Origin of the sequence: Paraburkholderia unamae, from assembly GCF_003096875.1 — a bacterium.
GTDB lineage: Bacteria > Pseudomonadota > Gammaproteobacteria > Burkholderiales > Burkholderiaceae > Paraburkholderia > Paraburkholderia unamae.
Genome location: NZ_QEOB01000051.1, coordinates 1 through 18,298, shown reverse-complemented (window position 1 = coordinate 18,298; position 18,298 = coordinate 1). Strand labels below are relative to the sequence as shown.

Below are 18,298 nucleotides of genomic sequence, written 5' to 3'. Positions count from 1 at the left end.
CGTGATGCAGTCGGTGCGCGCCGAGGTGCCGCACTACGACCTCGACCGCTACTTCGCACCGGACATCGCGGCAGTCACGAAGCTCGTGCAGAACGCTGCGATCGCGGCGCATAGCCCGTTCGCGTTCGAGTCCGAGGCGCAAGACGCGCAATAACGCGCAATCAGTCGAAAACCACGGCACGGGCCAACGCGATGAACGCTCCCGCGTACCAGGGCATCAAGGACTTCATCCTCGCGCGCATCCACGCGGGCGAGTGGAGCGAGGGCGACCAGGTGCCTTCGGAGAACGAGCTGGCGCGCGAATTCAAGGTTGCGCGCATGACCGTGAACCGGGCGCTGCGCGAGCTGACCGCCGAGCAGGTGCTCACGCGCGTGCAGGGCGCGGGCACCTTCGTCGCGCGGCCCAAGTACGAGTCGACGCTCGTCGCGATCCGCAGCATTTCCGACGAAATCCTCGCGCGCGGTCACCGCTACCGCGCCGAGGTGCTGGAGATTGGCGAGCTTCGCGCCGACGAGGCGCTGGCCGTCGAAATGGGGCTCGCCGCCAACGACCAGGTGTTTTATTCGCGCGTGTTGCACCTCGAAAACGACGAGCCGGTGCAACTGGAGGAGCGCTGGGTCAATCCCGCCATCGCGCCGGGTTACGCCGAGCAGGACTTCACGCACATCACGCCGAACCAGTACCTCGTGCGCGTCGCGCCGCTGCAAGGCGTGGAGTACCGCATCGAGGCGCTCGCACCCGAAACCGACACGCGCGCGCGGCTGGCCATGGGCGAGGCCGAGCCTTGCCTCGTTCTGCACCGGCGCACCCGCTCGCGCGGGCTCGTGGCGACGGTGGCCAATCTCTGGCATCCGGGCAGCCGCTACCGCTTCACCGGACATTTCTAGCGGGCCGCGTAGGTCGCGCCGCGCAGGTCGAGCCGCGCAGGTCGGGCCGCGCAGGCCGCACCGCGCAGGCCGCTCCGCACGGCTTGCCGCCATTTCCTCAGACTGTTGCACACGCCATGCCGACCGCCGTCGGCATGGGTCTTGCTGCGCGTTCGGAAGGACGGGCGGCGCGCGCCGGCGATGGCGGGGCGGCCCGCAAAACCGCGCGCCGCGCGCCACAGCCCGTATTATTGAGATGTGTGCGAACTGTGTGAGAACCAGGAAGGAGCTCCGCAATGGACGATGCCAACGCCACGCTCATGCCGTTGTGGCGAGCCAATCTGGCGCTGCTCACGCGCGAGGTCGGCTCCGCCACGCGGCTCGCGCGCATGATGACGTTTTCCGCGAGCCACATGAAGCTGATCGTTTCCGGCGAGCGCGATTTCAGCGCGGAATTCGTGCGCGGCGTGGAGGCCGTCACGGGCCTGCCCGAAGGCTGGATGGACCTCCATCACGACAGCGGCGACGTACCCGACGACACCCGCGAAGCGATCGCGAGCGAAACGCCGCGCGCGCGCTTTCGCGGCACCGCGCACCCCGTGCGCAAGGCCCCCGTGCTGCGCGTGGAGCCGATCTTCGGCCAGGGCGCGAAGCGCGAGGAGGCGGCCGCGCCCGCGCACGCGGCCGATGCGCACCGGCGCCTCGCGGGCATGCGCAAGATTCGCGATCTGGCCGCGCAGGACGTGCGCAAGCTCGAACGCTACCTGAGCGTGCCGCCGGTCGAGCCCGCGGTGCTGCGCGCGCGCATCGAGGACGTGATCGCCTACGCCGACCCCGACGAGCGGGTGCGCGCCGATCTCGAAGGCCGGCTCGAGCAGATCGAGAAGCATCGCGAGTTGCTGCTGCGCCATGTCACGCGGCTGCACGCGCTGCTTTCACGTCTTGGCGACGATTGAGGCATCGGCCAGCAGGGTGGCGATCAGAGTGACAATCAGCGCTCCTGAACGCGCAGTTCCGTGAGGATCTGGTCGGCGAGAAAGTCGCACGGCGGGCGGTTCGAGCGCGCGCTGCGCGCGAGCACCACTTCGAGCTCGGGCAGCGCGGGCAGGCCATGCTGGCGGCCGAGCGTGACGAAGGTCTCGGGCACGGCGCAGCGGGCGAGTGGCGCGATGGCGAGCCCCGCGGCCACCATGCTGCACAGCCCCATCAGGCTCGGGCTCTCATAAGAAGTGCGATAGGCGATCTTGGCGCGCTCCAGCGCCTGGATGGCGTTCGTGTGCGCGACGCTGCCGCCGCCGAAGAGGGCGACCGGCAGCGGCCGCTCGCGCCAGATTTCGCGCCCGCTCGCCGCGCTCACGGCGGCGGGGGGCGCGGCCCACACCATCGGCTCGAAACGGATGAACTCACCGGCCAGCCCGCGCGTGCGCGTGATGCACGCGAGGTCGATCTTGTTGTCCTTCAGGAGCGGCATGAGTGCGGTGCTCGGCAGCCCGATCACCTGGATTTCCACCTTCGGCCAGTTCGCCGAGAACTTGCGCAGCACGGGCGGCATGAGCGAGGACGCGTAGTCGTCGGGCACGCCGATCGACACGCGCCCGGTTACTTCCGGGTGCGCGAGCGAGGCCCAGGCCTCGTCGCGCAGCGCGAGCATGCGCCGCGCGTAGGCGATGAGCGTCTGGCCGTCGGGTGTGGGGGTGACGTTGCGCGGCGCGCGAATGAACAGCGGCTTGCCGATGGATTCCTCGAGTGCGCGGATCTGCATGCTGAGCGCCGCCTGCGAACGGTGCACGAGCGCGGCGCCGCGCACGAAGCTGCCGGCATCGGCAACGGCCACGACCATGGCGAGCACGTCGAGATCGAGGGTCTTCATCGGTATCAGAAAAATTGATCGAAGCCTTCAATATAACGCGTTTGTCTGAACACGGCGACGCGCGGATACTGGGTTCGTTCCGACCCTTCGCGCCGGCTTCGTCCGCTTCTTCGCTGATTAACTCGCTGGTGACTTCGCCGGTTTGCGCGCCTATGCCTTGCTTCGTCTGGAGAACCCCATGTTGATGTCGCCGCCCGTCGATTTGACCTACGAACGATTCCAGCAACTGCAACTGCGCCTCGACATGTCGCGCGGCAAGCCTTCGCCCGAGCAGCTCGATCTCTCGCAGGCGCTCATCGACGAAGCGGGGCAGGCCGGTTATCTCGCGCGCGACGGTTTCGACTGCCGCAACTACGGCCTCCCAAGCGGCTTGCCCGAGGCACGCGAACTGGGCGCCGAACTGCTCGGCGTGCCGGCGGCGCAGGTGATCGCGGCGGGCAATTCGAGCCTCGAACTCATGCACGACGCGCTCACGTTCGCGCTGCTGCATGGCGTGCCGGCGGGTGAGGGCGCGGGCGCGCCGTGGCGTGCGCAGGGCGAGATCGCGTTCCTGTGCCCGGCGCCGGGCTACGACCGCCACTTCGCGATTTGCGAGGCGCTGGGCGTGCGCATGATCGCCGTGCCGATGCGCGAGGACGGCCCCGACATGGACCGCGTGGAGGCGCTGGTGCGCGACGATCCGTCGATCAAGGGCATGTGGTGCGTGCCGCTCTACAGCAACCCCACGGGCGCGATCTGGTCCGACGATGCGATCCGGCGACTCGCGGCCATGCCCGCCGCGCCCGACTTCCGCCTGTTCTGGGACGACGCCTACCGCTTTCATCACCTCACCGAAGAGGCGCACGCGACGCTCGACGTGTTCGAGGCCTGTGCGGCGGCGGGGCACGCCGAACGGGCGCTGATGTTCGCGTCGCTTTCGAAAGTGACGTTCGGCGGCGGCGCGTTCGCGTGGCTCGCCGCCGCGCAGCGCAACGTGGCGTGGTGGCAAAAGCACGCGGCCGTGCGCACGATCGGACCGGACAAGCTCAACCAGTTGCGCCACGTGCGCTTCCTGCGCGATCGCGCGACGCTCACCGCGCTGATGTCGCGCCACCGCGCGCTGCTCAAGCCGAAGTTCGACGCCGTGGACGACGTGTTCCGCACGCGCCTCGCAGGCGTGCCCGCCGTGAGCTGGAACGTGCCGCACGGTGGCTATTTCATCAGCCTGTATGCGCCCGAAGGCTGCGCGCGGCGCACCGTGGAACTTGCGGCGCAGGCGGGCCTGATCCTCACGCCCGCGGGCGCGGCGTATCCGTATGGCGTCGATCCGCAGGACAGCCATTTGCGGATCGCACCATCGTTTCCCTCGCTCGACGAGGTGCGGCTCGCGGCCGAGGGGATCGCGCTTTCGCTGCTGCGCGCCATCGACGAGCGGCGCCAGTAAGGAGGCCAGGCGGGGCCGGGCGCGGCTCGCGCCGATGTGCTACAACTGGCGGGTGTCGCCCACTAATGTGGCCCGCGCTCGTAGTCCGCGATTGCAGCCACGACCGTAGCCTGAAACCCGCGAGGTTGCCGTGCCAGGTCTCGCCGCATCACTGCAACGCGCGCTCGCGCAACGCGAGCGCGAAGGCCGCGCCGAAAGCGCCCGTGCGCCCGCCGCTCGATCGCTCGCGGCCGGTCCGGGCTGGTCGGTCGACGATGTGGTTTGCACGCTCGGCCCCGGCGACCGCCCGTACGAAGAACGCCACGCGCGCGCTTGCCTCGCCATCGTGGCGGCGGGCACGTTCGGTTACCGCAGCGGCAACGCGCGTGCGTTGCTCACGCCCGGCGCGCTCATGCTCGGCGAAACGGGCGCCTGCTTCGAATGCGGCCACCGGCACGCGGCGGGCGATCGCTGTATCTCGTTCCATTACGACGCCTTCTGGCTCGACGAGCAGGCGGCCGCCGCGGGACTCGCGCCTGCGGCGCGGCGCTGGCGGGCCGCGCGGGTGCCGCCCGTGCGCGCGCTCGCACCGCTCGTCGCGCGCGCCTGCGCCGATGCGCTTGCGCAGGAGCGCGGCAACATGAGCGCGGCGTGGGACGAAGTGGCGCTGGCGCTCGCCCTCGCCACCTTGCGCGTGATGGCGAGCGGCAAGGACGCGCTCGCGCGCGCCGCGGCCCCGGCGCCGGGCGCGGCGGCCGCGGCGCGCGTGGTCGCCGCGCTGAAGCTCATCGACGAAACACCCGACGCGGCCCACACGCTCGCGAGTCTCGCTATGGCGGCGGGCGTGAGCGAGTTCTACTTTTTGCGCACCTTTGCGGCCGTGGCGGGCGTGACGCCGCATCAGTACCTGCTGCGCGCGCGGCTGCGCGCCGCCGCGCTGCGTCTCGCGGCCGACGACGAAGCGAAGATCGTCGACCTCGCGTTTGCGAGCGGCTTCAACGACCTGTCGAACTTCAACGCCGCGTTTCGTGCGGAGTTCGGCGCGAGCCCGCGCGCCTGGCGCGCCGCGCAGCAGGCGCGGCGCCTCGCCCGGACCTCGTGGCCGGACGCCGCGCGCGCGGCGGCGCGCGCCTGAGCCGTCCATGACGCGAAGCAAGTGCGTAAAGCGCGCCGCTTTGAGCTTCGCATCGTGCCTTGCGTTGTGCCTCGTGTTGGCGAACGGCAACGCCCTGGCGCAAGCGAGCGCGCGCACCGAGAACGCCACGCAAGACGACGTCCCGAACGCCACGCTCGAGCGCGACGTGCATCTGTTCGTCGTGCAGCGGGACGGCTCGGTCGTGGAGGACGACGATACGGTGCTGCGCGCCAACACCACGGCGGGCGTGGACCAGATCGCGCAGCGCTACGTCTGGTTCAATAAGGATATCGAAACGATCACGCAGCTCTCGGCCGAAACCATCGACCCGGACGGCACGACGCACGCTGTCGGCGCGAGCGGCATCCGCGACGTGCAGGAGCCGCGCTCGGCGGGCGCGCCCACGTTCGAGGACGGCGTGCTGCGCACCGTGATCTTTCCGGGCGTGCAGATCGGCTCGCGCGTGCATCTGCATTTCGCGAAGCGCCGCGCGAAGGCGCTCGAAGCGGGCACGTTCTCGTACTTCGTCGAGCCCGATTCGGACATGCCCGTCGACGCCCAGCGCCTCATCTTCGATCTGCCCGCCAACCTGCCGCTGCATGCCGACGCGCGCGGCTACACGGCGCAAGTTCCCGTGACGGAAAACGGCCGCACGCGCTACGTGTTCGACTACCAGCACGGCCCGTATGCGCCGCTCGAAGCGGGCGCGGTGGCCTATGTGAACTGGGGCGACCGGCTGATGGTCTCGACGGTGCCCGACTACGCGGCGTTCGCCGCGCGCTACCGCGAAGCCGCCGCCGACCCCACCGCGACCGATCCCGCCATCGCGGCGCTCGCGCAGTCGCTCACGGCGGGCGTGAGCGATCCGCGTGAGAGGGCGGCCCGCATCTACGACTGGATGCGCTTCAACATTCGCTACGTCGCGCTCTTTCTCGGCGAGACGGCGGCCGCGCCGCATCGTGCGATCGACATCCTGCGCAACCGCTATGGCGACTGCAAGGATCACGTCGCGCTGTTCACGGCGCTGCTCGCGGCGGCGGGCATCCGCGCCGAGACCGCGATGCTCGATCTCGGCCCCGTCTACACGCTGCCCGAGGTGCCGGGCTACGGCGCGCATGCGATCAACCATGTGATCGCGTGGCTGCCCGAGCTCGGCGTGTTCGCGGACACCTCATCGGGCGGCTACGCATTCGGCTATCTGCCGCCGGGCGTGATGGACCGCCCGGCGCTGCTCGTCGATGAAGGCGTGCTCACGCGCACGCCCGCCACCGAGCCGCGCGAGCGCAGTGCGCGCCTCTCGCTCGCCGTGGGCGAGTCGGGCGACGCGGCCTACAGCTATTACGTGCAGGACGTGGGCGCGGGCGCGGAGCCGGAGCGCAACACGTTTCGCCGCGCGACGCACGCGGGGGCGCAGCAGCTCGCGGCGCAGCGCCTGCGCATGACGGGGCTGGCGGGCACGGCGCGGGTGGCCGCCACGAGCCCGGCCGCAGCCACCGGCGGGCCGTTCTCGGTGACGATGCAAGGCACGCTCGACCACGTGATCTGGCGAGACGGCACCACGGCGATCCCCACGACGAGCAGCTTCACGGGCGGCATCGCCACGCAGATCGACAGCTGGCTTGCACAGCCGCGCCGCACGCAGCCGTGGGCGTGCATCGGCGGGTCGTTCGAGGAGAGCGCGCAGATCGTGCTGCCCGCGTTCGCGCAGGTGACGGATCTGCCGCAGGACGCGAGCGTGAACGACACCGCGCTCGCGTACACGTCGCACTATGTGTACGACGCGCGCTCGCGCACGCTGCAAATCGAGCGGCGTCTTTCGGCGCGCTTTGGCCACCAGATGTGCTCGGCCGACGAATTCGCGCAGATGCGCGATGCGCTATTGCAGATCGAGCGCGACACGCGCGCACAGATCGTCGTGCGCGCGCGGGGGAAGGCGGGTGCGAATGTTGGACCGAATGTGGGTCCGAATATGGGTCCGAATATGGGTCTTTAGCCGCCGCGCGTGACCACCGGCGTCCACACGCCTTTTTTCACCTGCCAGAGCGTGGAGGCGCCGTTCTTGAGCGAGCCGTCCTGCTCGAAGGCGATGTGGCCCGTCACGCCGTCGAAGGTGATCGCCTTGAGCGCGGGGCGGTAGACCTCGGGTTTCGCCGATTTCGCATTGACCATCGCGTGGATCGCGGCCCACGCGGCGTCGTAGCCGAACGGCGCGTAGGCGAGCACGCCCGTGCCGAAGCGGTTTTTGAAGGCCTGCTCGAAGCGCGGGCCGTCGGGCAGTTGCGCGAGCGGGCGGCCGTACTCCCACGCCATCGCGCCTTCGCCGGCCGCGCCTGCGGCCTGGGTGAAGTCGGGGTTCGCCACGCCGCCGCCGCCCACGAACTGGGCGTTCACGCTGCGCTCCTTCATCTGCTTCACGAGCGCCGCGCCCTGGCGCGCGAGGCCGCCGAAGTAGAGCAGGTCGGCGTTGGCGGCCTTGATCCTCGCGAGCTGCGGACCGAAGTCGTCGGACACGCCTTCCGCGAACTCGCGCGCGACCACGTTGCCGCCGTGCTCGCGCACCGTGCGCTCGAACACGTCCGCCTCGCCCTGGCCGAAGGCGCTGCGGTCGTCGACGATGGCCACGCGTTTGGCCTTGAGCACGTCCACGGCCCACGCCCCGGCCACGCCCGCGTTTTGCGCGTCGTTCGCAATCACCATGAAGGTGTTGGCGAAGCCCTGCGACGTGATGACGGGATTGGTGGCGGCGGGGCTGATCATCGGAATGCCCGCGCTCTCGTAGATACGCGAGGCCGGAATGGCCGTGCCCGAGTTGAAGTGGCCGATCACGGCCGCCACGCCCTGGTTGGCGAGCGTGGCCGCGGCTTGCACGCCCAGGCGCGGGTCGCTGCGGTCGTCGAGCGGCACGAGTTCGAAGTGCGCGGTCTGATCGCCGATCTTGAGGTTTTGCGCGTTCGCCTCGTCGAGCGCGAGCTGCGCGCCGTTTTGCAGGTCGTGCCCATAGTTCGCGTAGTCGCCCGAGAGCGGCGCGACGAAACCGATGCGCACGTTGAGCGGACCGGCCGCCTCGGCAAGCGCGTTGACGCCGAGCGTGAGCATGAGCGCGGCCGCGAGTGTGGCGGTGCGCTTGACGAAAACTTGGGCGGCAGCGCTTCTCAGCGTGGCGGCGAGACTCATCGTGACTCCATGCGCGGTGGCGGCGCGGTGTTCCGCAATGTTTTTGTGGTATCGCGCCCGGCGCGGCGTCTGCGGGGCGTCTCGTCTTCGGGGTCTTGCCAGGGTCTTGCTCGCGGGGCGCCGCTGCGCGCCCCGGTGGAACTAGTTGCCGGTCTGCATGGCGAAGAGCGCATCGCGCAGGCGCACGAGCGGCGCCATCGTGTCGGCGCTTGCCCAGCCTTCGAGATCGTCGAGCGCGCGGTTGCAGCCGTCGAGCACCACGTCGAGATCGACGGGCACGCCGTTGGCGAGCGCAAAGCGGATCGTCGCTTCGAAGCGCTCGCACTCGTCCTCGCCGTACGAGATGTCGAGCGTGTCGGCGATGGTCTGGGCGATGTCGCTGCGTTCGCGGTCGCTCTCGTCGACGAAATCGATGATGCCGCGCGCCACGTCGGGTGCGTGGTAGAGCGCGATGTCGAGCCACACGGCGGCGTCGAAACCGCTTTCGTGGCTCTGTTCCTCGAAGTATTCGATGGCTTCCTGCTCGTGGGTCTCGCCGGCGTCGACGGCGAGGCAAAGCTGCTCGAAATACTCTTCCTGTTCACTGCGGATTGAATCGGACATCGGTCATTCTCTAAAGACGGTGGGCGCGGCGGCTGTGCTGGCCTGCCGCCGCGATACATGCGGATCGCATTATAGGCCGAGCGCCCGGTCCGCCCGTCCCCGGCCCGCCGTCTTCAGTTCAGGCGGCTTCAGTCTAGGCCGCATCCACGGACCAGGCATCGAACCACTCGCGCGGCCGCGCGATCTGGTCCTGCGCCGCGACGATCTCCAGTTCGTAACGGCCCGCGTCGTAAGTCGCCTTCACCACGGCGTTCACCGCCGCGAGCGTGTGCTCGAATGCGCGGCGCAGCGAGTCGCCGAGCATCAGGCGCGCGACGAACACCGCGCTCGTGATGTCGCCCACGCCCACGGGCTGGCGTGCGAACGGGTAGAGCGGGCGCTGGCCGAGCCACGCTTCGTGCTCGGTCACGACGAGCATGTTGAAGCGGTCGGCGGGGCTGTTGCGATCGAGCAGATGCTTTACGAGAATCAGCTTCGGGCCGCGGCTCAGCACGTCGCGGCAGGCGAGCACGGCTTCTTCCGCGGTCTCGATCTCGCGGCCCACGAGCCGTTGCAGCTCGCTGTGATTGGGCATCATCGCATCGGCCACTTCGGGCATGTTGCGCACGAGGAACGCCTGGATGCCGGGCTCGACGTGACAGCCGTTCTCGGCGTTGAGCGTGCCCATCACCGGGTCGCAGAAGTAGCGCGCCTGCGGATTGGCGGCCTTCACGGCGCGCACCACGTCGATCACGGCCTGGGCCTGCTCGGGGGCGCCGAGGTAGCCCGAGAGCACCGCGTCGCAGCGCGGCAGCACGCCGATCGCGCCGATGCCCTCGACCAGATCGACGACCTCGTCCCCGCCGATGGCGGCGCCGGTCCAGTGGCCGTATTGCGTGTGATTGGAGAACTGCACGGTATTGAGCGGCCACACGTTCACACCGAGACGGCGCATGGGAAACACCGTGGCGCTATTGCCCGCGTGACCGAACACGACGTGGGACTGGATGCTTAAAACGTTTTTCATGGCCGGTCCAGGATCTCGTTATGGCTTGCGGCGCGCTTCGCGTGGCGCGCCTTGCGCAGGTGCAGCAACGATAACCGAATTCTCCGCGCCCGGTCGATGCGGGCGTGGGGCAGTGTTGCGTGCACGTCGCGCACGTTGGCCATGCTTGCGTTGTGCCGGCTACACCGCCTGGGGCTTGCCGCGCAGTTCGCCACTCAGCTCGCGATAGAGCGCCATGTAGCGTTGCGCCGAAGCGGCCCAGCCGAAGTCCTGCTGCATCGCGCGCGTGCGCGTTTCGCGCCAGTCGCGGCTGCGCGCGTAGAGCGCGAACGCGCGGCGGATCGCGGCGGTGAGCGCGTCGGGCTCGAAGCGCTCGAACACGAAGCCGGTGGCGAGACCGTCGGCGAGGTTTTCGAGCGAGGCGTCGACCACCGTGTCGGCGAGTCCGCCCACGCGATGCACGAGCGGCAGCGCGCCATAGGCGAGCGCATAGAGCTGCGTGAGCCCGCACGGCTCGAAGCGCGAGGGGACCATCATCACGTCGGAGCCCGCGACGATCTCGTGCGCGAGCGTTTCATCGAAGCCCAGTTCCACGGCGACCGCCTCGGGATGCTGATGCGCCGCGCGCGCGTAGCCCTGTTCGAGACTCGCGTCGCCGGTGCCGAGCACGACGAGTTGCCCGCCGCGCCCGACGATCTCGGGCAGCGCCGCGAGCAGCAGGTCGAGGCCCTTTTGTTCGGTGAGCCGGCTCACTACGCCGAACACCGGCGCGTCGTGTTTCTGCGTGAGCTTCAGGCGCGCCTGTAACGCCGCCTTGCAGCGCATCTTGCCGCTCTGGCGCGTGGCCGAATAACGCGTGGCGATGGCCGCGTCGCCCGACGGATTCCACACCGCGTAGTCCACGCCGTTGAGGATGCCGACGAGGTCGTGGCCGCGTCCGCGCAGCAACGCTTCGAGGCCGCCGCCCTGGGCGACGGTCTGGATTTCCCGTGCATAGGTCGGGCTGACCGTCGTGATCTTGTCGGCGAAATAGAGGCCTGCTTTCAGGAATGAAAGCTGGCCGTAGAACTCCACGCCGTGCATGTCGAAGAAGTCGGCGGGCAGGCCGAGCGCATCGAACTGCTGCGCGGGGAAAATGCCCTGGTACGCGAGGTTATGGATCGTGAAGATGGAGCGTGCGCCGCCGGGCGCCGTCGCCGCGCCGCGCTGGCGCGCCGCCGCGCGCAGATAGGCGGGTGCCAGCCCCGCGTGCCAGTCGTGCGCCTGGACGATCGAAGCCGTCCACTCGGGGTCCAGATGCAGCGCGAGCTGTGCGCCCGTCCAGCCGAGCAGCGCGAAACGCTGCGCGTTGTCGCCGTAGGGCACATGCTCCGCGTCGAGATAGGGGTTGCCGGGGCGCGAGTAGAACGCGTCGGCGCGGACCACGTACACGGCGAGTTCGCTGCCGGGCAGGCGGCCCAGTTCGAGCGTGGCCTCGGGCGCGCCGAACGTGCGCGCCAGGCGCGCGACGGGGCGCAGGTCCGCGAGGCCCGCGACCACGGGCGGGAAGCCGGGCAGCAGGAGACGCGCGTCGGCGCCCTGTTCGATCAGCGCGGCGGGCAGGGCGGCGGTGACGTCGGCGAGGCCGCCGGTTTTCAGGAGCGGATACAGCTCGCTGGCTACATGCAGGACGCGGAGGGTCATCGGGAGTCGGTCCTCTCGGTGATCGGGGTTGGGGCGGGATCGGGTCGGGGTTGCGTTGCGGCGGCGCACGCTGGCCGCCTGTCGCGCGGGCAACAGGCGCCTCGCTCGCAGGCGACTAGGTGGCCAGCTTGTTCAGCGCCTCCTGCGTCACCAGCACCACGCCGTTCTCGGTGCGATAGAAGCGCTCGCTGTCGCGCGCCGCGTCTTCGCCGATGACGGTGCCGTCGGGAATCGTGCAGCCGCGGTCCACCACGACCTTGCGCATCCGGCAGCTCGCGCCCACCGTCACCTGTGGCAACAAGACTGCCTCGGCAATGTTGCAGAACGACTGCACGACGACATTTGACGAGAGCACCGAGCGCGAGATCTGCGAGCCCGAGATCACGCTGCCGCCGCACACGATCAGGTTGGTGCCCGAGCCCTGCAAGCCGTTGAGGTCGCGCACGAACTTGGCGGGCGGCAACTGCTCCTGGTAGGTCCAGATCGGCCAGTCGCGGTCGTAGAGGTCGAGCGCGGGGATCGTCGAGGCGAGGTCGAGATTGGCGGACCAGTAGGCGTCCACGGTGCCCACGTCGCGCCAGTAAGGCTCGGCGCTCGGGTCCGACGAGACACAGGACATGCTGAACGGGTGCGCGATCGCATGGCCGTCGCTCACCACGCGCGGAATGATGTCCTTGCCGAAGTCGTGGTCGGTGGCCGAGCGCGAGATGTTGTCTTCGAGCAGATGGATCAGGTAGGCCGTGTCGAACACATAGATGCCCATGCTCGCGAGCGCGATGTCGGGGCGGCCGGGCATGGCGGGCGGATCGTCGGGCTTCTCGACGAAGCCGGTCACGCGGCGCGCCTCGTCCACGGCCATCACGCCGAACGCGCGCGCCTCCATGCGCGGCACCTCGATGCAGCCCACGGTGCAGTCGGCGCCGCTTGCGGCATGGTCGGCCACCATGCGCGTGTAATCCATCTTGTAGATGTGGTCGCCGGCCAGCACGACCACGTACTTCGGCCGGATCGAGCGGATGATGTCGATGTTCTGGTAGACGGCGTCGGCCGTGCCGCGATACCAGTGCGCGCCTTCCACGCGCTGCTGCGCGGGCCACAGGTCGAGGAACTCGTTGAATTCGCCGCGCAGGAAGCCCCAGCCGCGCTGCAAGTGGCGCAACAGCGAATGTGCCTTGTACTGCGTGACGACGGCAATGCGGCGGATGCCCGAATTCAGGCAGTTCGAAAGCGCGAAATCGATGATGCGGTACTTGCCGCCGAAGTACACGGCCGGCTTCACGCGCTTGTTGGTGAGCGGCCCGAGGCGCGTGCCGCGGCCGCCCGCGAGGACGATCGCGAGCGTGGTGCGTTGCAGATCGTTGAGGCTTGCCGGAGTTTCCATGGTCGTCTCCTTGTTGTGCCCCCGGTAAGCCGCCGCGGCCCGTCCTGTGCTGTCGGGGCGCGTGCGGTTCTTTTCTGGTGCGCCGGTCGCGTCCCTGATGCGATGCGCAGCGCATGCGCGGTTGCCATGCGCGTCGCGGGCGTCTTGCGCGTCCTGCATTGACTGTTCTAGCACCGAATGCGGCGCAGCGCGAATCGCCGTTGCGATGGTGTGCGAGGGGCCGCTCCCAGGCAAGGAGCAAACGGCGTGCCGCTCGCGCACCGCAACCGGCAAGCGGCGCGCAGGACGGCTAGAATCGCTGGCTACGCGGGCGTCCAGCCCGCTGCCCGACCGCTGTCCGACCTTCAGCCCGATCCCTCGTCGATGAGAGCCATCCTGAACCGCACGCTCGCCACTTTCGCCGCCGCCCTGAGCGCCGCCGCGCTGATCCATCCCGCCTTTGCCGCCGACCCCGGCGCCAGTGGCGCTGTCCTTGCCCCTTCGGCCACTCCGGCCACTTCGGCCCCCGCGGTCCCTTCTGCGCAATCGCAGACGAGCGCCGCCGTCGAGACGCCCGACGGACCCGCCTACGGGCCGGAGCTGCAAGGCTTCGAATATCCGCATCCGGTGCACGACTTCGCGTTCGTCTCGCAAGGGCAGACGCTGCACATGGCCTATATGGACGTGCAGCCCGCGAAGCCGAACGGCCGCACCGCCGTGCTGCTGCACGGCAAGAATTTTTGCGGCGCGACATGGGACGCCACCATCCGTGAACTGCACGCCGCGGGCTATCGCGTGATCGCGCCCGACCAGATCGGCTTTTGCAAGTCGAGCAAGCCGGGCGCATACCAGTTCAGCTTCCAGCAGCTCGCGCGCAACACGCACGCGCTGCTCGCGGCGATCGGCGTGCACGAGGCGACGATCATCGGCCATTCGACGGGCGGGATGCTGGCGGTGCGCTACGCGCTCATGTATCCGCGTGAGACCGAGCAGCTCGTGCTCGTGAACCCGATCGGGCTCGAAGACTGGAAGGCGAAGGGCGTGCCTTCGATTTCCGTGGACGACTGGTACGCGCGGGAGCTGAAGACGAGCGCCGACGGGATTCGCCGCTACGAACAGGCCACCTACTACGCGGGCCAGTGGCGTCCGGCGTACGAGCCGTGGGTGCAGATGCTCGCGGGCATGTATCGCGGGCCGGGCAAGGCGCAGGTGGCGTGGGACTCGGCGCTGCTTTACGACATGATCTACACGCAGCCCGTGATCTACGAGTTCGGCCAGTTGCAGATGCCGACGCTGCTGCTCATCGGCGACAAGGACACGACCGCCATCGGCAAGGATCTCGCGCCGCCCGAGGTGCGTGCGCAACTGGGCCGCTATCCGGTGCTCGCGAAGGCCGCGCAGCGCGCGATACCGCACGCCACGCTCGTCGAATTCGCCGATCTGGGCCACGCCCCGCAGATGCAGGACCCGCAGGCGTTTCACGCCGCGTTGCTCAAGGGACTCGACGCCTTGAACGCCACGCACTGAGCGTGCGTTTGCAAACCGGCGCGGTGGCGACACCGCGCCGCGTTCCTTCGCCTTCCTGACTTTCCTTATTTAACGGCCACTTCCTTCAGTTCGTCGCGCGCAAGCGCGGCCATCTCGAACGAGCGCAGGCGCGCCGCGTGATCGTGGATCTGCGCGGTGACGATGAGCTCGTCGGCGCCGGTCTGCTCGATCACCGAGGCGAGGCCCGCGCGCACGGCGTCGGCGTCGCCCACCACCGAACACGCAAGCGAATGCGCCACGCCCGCAAGTTCGAACTCGTTCGCTTCGATCTGCGCGACGGGCGGTGGCAATTGTCCCGGCGTGCCGCGGCGCAGGTTCACGAACTGCTGTTGCAGCGAGGTGAAGAGAAAGCGCGCTTCCTCGTTGGTGGGCGCGCCGAACACGTTCACGCCCACCATGGCGTGCGGCTTCGCGAGCGTGGCCGACGGGCGGAACTGCGAGCGATAGAGGCGCAGCGCCGTGAGCAGATGGTCGGGCGCGAAATGCGAGGCGAACGCGAACGGCAGGCCCATGGCCGCTGCGAGTTGCGCGCCATAGAGGCTCGAACCGAGGATATAGAGCGGCACGTTCAGGCCCGCGCCGGGCACGGCCCGAACGCGCTGGCCTTCGACGGGCGCGGCGAAATAGCGTTGCAGCTCGGCGACGTCGTCGGGGAAGCTGTCGGCGCTGCCCTGAAGGTCGCGGCGCAACGCCCGCGCCGTGGTCTGGTCGGTACCGGGCGCGCGGCCAAGGCCCAGGTCGATGCGGCCGGGGTAGAGCGCTTCGAGCGTGCCGAACTGCTCGGCGATCACGAGCGGCGCGTGGTTCGGCAGCATGATGCCGCCCGAGCCCACGCGGATGGATTGCGTGCCGCCCGCCACATAGCCGATCACCACCGACGTCGCCGCGCTGGCGATGCCCGTCATGTTGTGATGCTCGGCCAGCCAGAAGCGTTGGTAGCCCCAGCGCTCGGCATGCTGGGCGAGGTCGAGCGTGTTGCGCAGGGCGGCGCCCGCATGCGAGCCGGCGGGAATGGGCGAGAGGTCGAGTACGGAAAAGGGGATCATGAGATTGCCCGAGGCGTGAATGGGGTGCCGCGACCAGCCTGCGGCGGCGCGCGAGGATCGCACGGGTGCCGGCCGCAAGGCTGTCGCAAGGTGCGGCCATTGTGCCAAAGCAGTTTCGTTCCTGCTGACGGCCCTCGGGAACCCATGCGGGCGGCGTGGTTTCAGGCACGGTTGATGCCGGTCACACGATGACGCTTATCTGAATATTAGCGAGAATAATTATTATTTAAATGCTGCGACATCTTGTCGTAATTCAAAAAGGTTAAAGCGCGGTATCGATATGCTTACTGAGTTATCCCTTGCGGATAACTTTTGGAAGGCAATTGTCGATGCACTGAAAAAGTTACCGTTTTTGCAGATTTGGAAACGCTTTTTCCTGGGCTCCCGGAAGCGGCTTCCGGATCTTGCTGCTACAATTTTTCGCGTTGAATCGGGGCTCGACCAAGATTCGTTGCGTTATGCAATCAGGTTATTGCCTGATCAATTGCGTATTTGATTTGCGTTTCGTCATAAAAACCCCACATCATCAAACCGGTTTTCGGCGGCGTTTGGGCGATATGGCTACGGCGCGCATTTTATTTTTGAACATTCAAGGCTGGGAAATGGTAAGTGGCGAGACGCTCGACCCGGTCGGCGCGACGCTGACGGTTCGCGGGTTGTGCGCAACCGGCTGCGGCAATCGCCCCCGGAATGTGTGCGACGGCGAGGCGGGCCAGGGCGCGATGGAGCGTGCGCGCGTGGGCGCGACCCGCCAGGGCGGTGACGCGGCATGACGGTACCGCTCGTTTCCGCGATGCCCTCGCCGTGGCCTGCGCTCGTCTGGCTGGTGGTCGCGCTGTGCGCGGTCGCGGCCCTTTACGGACTCGTGGCCGCCTTCACGATGCCGCGCCTCGGCTCGGCATCGCTCGTGCGGCAGGCCGCGCGCCGCGCGCGGCGCACGCAGCCGGTGCCGGTGAGCGTGCTCAAGCCCTTGTGCGGCGCCGAGCCGCGCCTCTACGAGAATCTGGCCACCTTCTGCGAGCAGCGGCACCCGCGCTTTCAGTTGCTGTTCGGCGTTTCGTCGCCGGCGGATCCGGCCATCGCCGTCGTGCGGCGGTTGCAAGCGGCGTATCCGGGGCATGACATCGAACTCGTGATCGACCCGTGCGTGCATGGCAGCAACCTCAAGGTGAGCAATCTCATCAACCTCGCGGCGCGCGCGCGTTATGACGCGATCGTCGTTGCCGACAGCGACATTGCCGTCGAACCCGACTATCTCGAGATCGTGACCGCGCCGCTCGCCGACGCGAGCGTGGGCGTCGTCACCTGTCTCTACAGCGCGCGCAGCATTGGCGGCTTCTGGCCGCGCGTGGGCGCGCTCTTCATCAACGAGTGGTTCGCGCCTTCGGTGCGCGTTGCGCATTCCACGGGCTCGCGCGCCTTCGGCTTTGGCGCGACGCTGGCGCTCTCGCGCGCCACGCTCGAGCGCATTGGCGGCTTTCACGCGCTCAAGGATTGCCTCGCCGACGACTATCTGCTCGCCCGCTATGCGCGCGATCACGGCCTCGCCACGGTGCTCGCGCCGGTGGTGGTCGCCACCGACGTGATCGAGCCCACCTTCGGCACGCTCTGGCTGCGCGAAACGCGCTGGCTGCGCACCATCCGCTCGGTGAATCCGGCGGGCTTCGCGTCGCTGTTCATCACGTTCCCGACGCCGTGGCTCATGCTGGGCGCGCTGTCCTACGCCGTGCTTGCCGTGGGTGCGGGCAGCGGCGTGTGCGTGGTGACGCGTGCGGCGATGGCCGCGCTCGCCACGGCCACGGTGAGCGGTATCATTGCGCGTTTGGTTCTGCATGTGCGCGCAAGCGGAAGCTGGCGCGCGTTCTGGCGCGATTTGCCGCTCGTGCCGCTGCGCGACGTGCTGCTGGCCCTCCAGTGGCTGGCCGCCGCGTTTGGCTCGCACGTGATGTGGCGAGGCGTGCGCGTGAGCGTCGCCAACCCCGAGGCCGAGGCGCCTGGCGCCATGGCCGGGCCCGCGAGTGCGCGGCGGCCGGCCGTCGAGGGATCGGACGCTCGTTGAGCGCGTTCGCAGCGTTTGTATGATCCTTCGTTCGCCGTGTTTGCCGACCCCGCGCCGACTTCACATCGAATGTCATATCCATCATCACCCGATAAAACTACGGGTACCCGGAGTACTCATTTCATGAAAACGCTGTTTCTACAGGCCCCGTCGTATGACGGCTTCGACGGTGGCGCGGGCTCGCGCTACCAGGCAAAGCGCGAGATCCGCTCGTTCTGGTATCCCACCTGGCTTGCACAGCCCGCGGCCCTCGTGCCGGGTAGCCGCGTGCTCGACGCGCCGGCCGACGGCATTGGCGTGGAAGAGACGCTGAAGATCGCGAGCGACTACGACCTCGTCATCATCCACACGAGCACGCCGTCGTTCCCGACCGACGCGCTTTTCTGCGAAGACCTCAAGAAGCGCAAGCCGTCCGTCATGATCGGTCTGGTGGGCGCGAAGGTGCAGGTCGATCCGCACAATTCGCTCACCGCAAGCGAGGCCATCGACTTCGTCTGCCGCGAGGAATTCGACTTCACCTGCAAGGAAATTGCCGAGGGCATGCCGCTCGCCCAGGTCAAGGGCAT

Annotated in this window: 15 protein-coding genes and 1 pseudogene; 9 read left to right on the top strand and 7 right to left on the bottom strand. The window is 68.6% G+C overall.

The features are described from left to right. Positions 1 to 192 precede the first annotated feature (192 nt). Complete coding sequence (hutC, locus tag C7402_RS45710) at positions 193 to 888, top strand: histidine utilization repressor (RefSeq protein ID WP_112178277.1); 696 nt, start codon at positions 193 to 195, stop codon at positions 886 to 888. A 275-nt stretch (positions 889 to 1,163) separates the two neighbouring features. Beyond that, on the top strand, positions 1,164 to 1,823 hold the full coding sequence (locus C7402_RS45705; RefSeq protein ID WP_112178278.1) for a hypothetical protein: 660 nt from the start codon (positions 1,164 to 1,166) through the stop codon (positions 1,821 to 1,823). Positions 1,824 to 1,858: 35 nt separating this feature from the next. Here the strand turns inward: C7402_RS45705 and C7402_RS45700 are convergent, their stop codons facing one another. Then, entirely contained in the window at positions 1,859 to 2,737 is an 879-nt protein-coding gene (locus C7402_RS45700; protein ID WP_112178279.1) for a LysR substrate-binding domain-containing protein, read from the bottom strand. 178 nt (positions 2,738 to 2,915) lie between these two features. On the opposite strand from C7402_RS45700, the gene C7402_RS45695 reads away from it, so the two are divergent. The 3 genes from C7402_RS45695 to C7402_RS45685 all read left to right on the top strand — a co-directional run bounded on the left by C7402_RS45695 (position 2,916) and on the right by C7402_RS45685 (position 7,267). After that, a complete protein-coding gene (locus tag C7402_RS45695) occupies positions 2,916 to 4,160 on the top strand; it encodes an aspartate aminotransferase type Ic (RefSeq protein ID WP_244315122.1) in 1,245 nt (414 codons plus the stop codon). A gap of 130 nt (positions 4,161 to 4,290) precedes the next feature. Beyond that, positions 4,291 to 5,274: a helix-turn-helix domain-containing protein gene (locus C7402_RS45690; RefSeq protein ID WP_116615255.1), complete on the top strand. Its 984-nt coding sequence runs from the start codon at positions 4,291 to 4,293 to the stop codon at positions 5,272 to 5,274. A 7-nt stretch (positions 5,275 to 5,281) separates the two neighbouring features. Continuing rightward, entirely contained in the window at positions 5,282 to 7,267 is a 1,986-nt protein-coding gene (locus tag C7402_RS45685; RefSeq protein ID WP_116615254.1) for a DUF3857 domain-containing transglutaminase family protein, read from the top strand. Here the strand turns inward: C7402_RS45685 and C7402_RS45680 are convergent. The 5 genes from C7402_RS45680 to glgC all read right to left on the bottom strand — a co-directional run bounded on the left by C7402_RS45680 (position 7,264) and on the right by glgC (position 13,100). Continuing rightward, a complete protein-coding gene (locus tag C7402_RS45680) occupies positions 7,264 to 8,370 on the bottom strand; it encodes a branched-chain amino acid ABC transporter substrate-binding protein (RefSeq protein ID WP_112178289.1) in 1,107 nt (368 codons plus the stop codon). The two genes, C7402_RS45685 and C7402_RS45680, sit on opposite strands and share 4 nt — an antisense overlap. A 219-nt stretch (positions 8,371 to 8,589) precedes the next feature. Beyond that, the gene (locus tag C7402_RS45675) at positions 8,590 to 9,051 is read right to left on the bottom strand and encodes a hypothetical protein (protein ID WP_112178282.1); all 462 of its coding nucleotides are present in this window, start codon (positions 9,049 to 9,051) and stop codon (positions 8,590 to 8,592) included. 133 nt (positions 9,052 to 9,184) lie between these two features. Then, entirely contained in the window at positions 9,185 to 10,057 is an 873-nt protein-coding gene (gene pdxY / locus C7402_RS45670) for a pyridoxal kinase PdxY (RefSeq protein ID WP_116615253.1), read from the bottom strand. 159 nt (positions 10,058 to 10,216) lie between these two features. Beyond that, positions 10,217 to 11,719, bottom strand: coding sequence for a glycogen synthase GlgA (gene glgA, locus C7402_RS45665; RefSeq protein ID WP_116615252.1), 1,503 nt, complete (start codon positions 11,717 to 11,719; stop codon positions 10,217 to 10,219). A 115-nt stretch (positions 11,720 to 11,834) separates the two neighbouring features. Further along, entirely contained in the window at positions 11,835 to 13,100 is a 1,266-nt protein-coding gene (gene glgC, locus C7402_RS45660) for a glucose-1-phosphate adenylyltransferase (protein ID WP_112178285.1), read from the bottom strand. 363 nt (positions 13,101 to 13,463) lie between these two features. Between glgC and C7402_RS45655 the strand changes: the two genes are divergently transcribed. Beyond that, positions 13,464 to 14,606, top strand: a complete 1,143-nt coding sequence (locus C7402_RS45655; RefSeq protein ID WP_116615251.1) for an alpha/beta fold hydrolase — start codon at positions 13,464 to 13,466, stop codon at positions 14,604 to 14,606. 65 nt (positions 14,607 to 14,671) lie between these two features. Here the strand turns inward: C7402_RS45655 and C7402_RS45650 are convergent, their stop codons facing one another. Further along, a complete protein-coding gene (locus tag C7402_RS45650) occupies positions 14,672 to 15,673 on the bottom strand; it encodes an LLM class flavin-dependent oxidoreductase (RefSeq protein WP_116615257.1) in 1,002 nt (333 codons plus the stop codon). A gap of 404 nt (positions 15,674 to 16,077) precedes the next feature. Here C7402_RS45650 and C7402_RS46670 point away from each other — a divergent pair, with 404 nt between their 5' ends. The 3 genes and pseudogenes from C7402_RS46670 to C7402_RS45640 form a co-directional block, all read left to right on the top strand. Beyond that, on the top strand, positions 16,078 to 16,446 hold the full coding sequence (locus C7402_RS46670) for a hypothetical protein (RefSeq protein WP_133254674.1): 369 nt from the start codon (positions 16,078 to 16,080) through the stop codon (positions 16,444 to 16,446). Further along, entirely contained in the window at positions 16,443 to 17,732 is a 1,290-nt protein-coding gene (gene hpnI, locus C7402_RS45645) for a bacteriohopanetetrol glucosamine biosynthesis glycosyltransferase HpnI (protein ID WP_425273831.1), read from the top strand. The genes C7402_RS46670 and hpnI overlap by 4 nt, the downstream gene beginning before the upstream one ends. Before the next feature lie 69 nt (positions 17,733 to 17,801). Further along, a pseudogene (locus C7402_RS45640) lies at positions 17,802 to 18,298 on the top strand (hypothetical protein); the annotation flags it as partial.

Coding starts and splice junctions, on each gene's coding strand:
- hutC (WP_112178277.1), top strand. CDS start 193: ATGAACGCTCCCGCGTACCAGGGCATCAAGGACTTCATCCTCGCGCGC.
- C7402_RS45705 (WP_112178278.1), top strand. CDS start 1,164: ATGGACGATGCCAACGCCACGCTCATGCCGTTGTGGCGAGCCAATCTG.
- C7402_RS45700 (WP_112178279.1), bottom strand. CDS start 2,737: ATGAAGACCCTCGATCTCGACGTGCTCGCCATGGTCGTGGCCGTTGCC.
- C7402_RS45695 (WP_244315122.1), top strand. CDS start 2,916: ATGTTGATGTCGCCGCCCGTCGATTTGACCTACGAACGATTCCAGCAA.
- C7402_RS45685 (WP_116615254.1), top strand. CDS start 5,282: ATGACGCGAAGCAAGTGCGTAAAGCGCGCCGCTTTGAGCTTCGCATCG.
- C7402_RS45680 (WP_112178289.1), bottom strand. CDS start 8,370: ATGCTCACGCTCGGCGTCAACGCGCTTGCCGAGGCGGCCGGTCCGCTC.
- C7402_RS45675 (WP_112178282.1), bottom strand. CDS start 9,051: ATGTCCGATTCAATCCGCAGTGAACAGGAAGAGTATTTCGAGCAGCTT.
- pdxY (WP_116615253.1), bottom strand. CDS start 10,057: ATGAAAAACGTTTTAAGCATCCAGTCCCACGTCGTGTTCGGTCACGCG.
- glgA (WP_116615252.1), bottom strand. CDS start 11,719: ATGACCCTCCGCGTCCTGCATGTAGCCAGCGAGCTGTATCCGCTCCTG.
- glgC (WP_112178285.1), bottom strand. CDS start 13,100: ATGGAAACTCCGGCAAGCCTCAACGATCTGCAACGCACCACGCTCGCG.
- C7402_RS45655 (WP_116615251.1), top strand. CDS start 13,464: ATGAGAGCCATCCTGAACCGCACGCTCGCCACTTTCGCCGCCGCCCTG.
- C7402_RS45650 (WP_116615257.1), bottom strand. CDS start 15,673: ATGATCCCCTTTTCCGTACTCGACCTCTCGCCCATTCCCGCCGGCTCG.
- hpnI (WP_425273831.1), top strand. CDS start 16,443: ATGACGGTACCGCTCGTTTCCGCGATGCCCTCGCCGTGGCCTGCGCTC.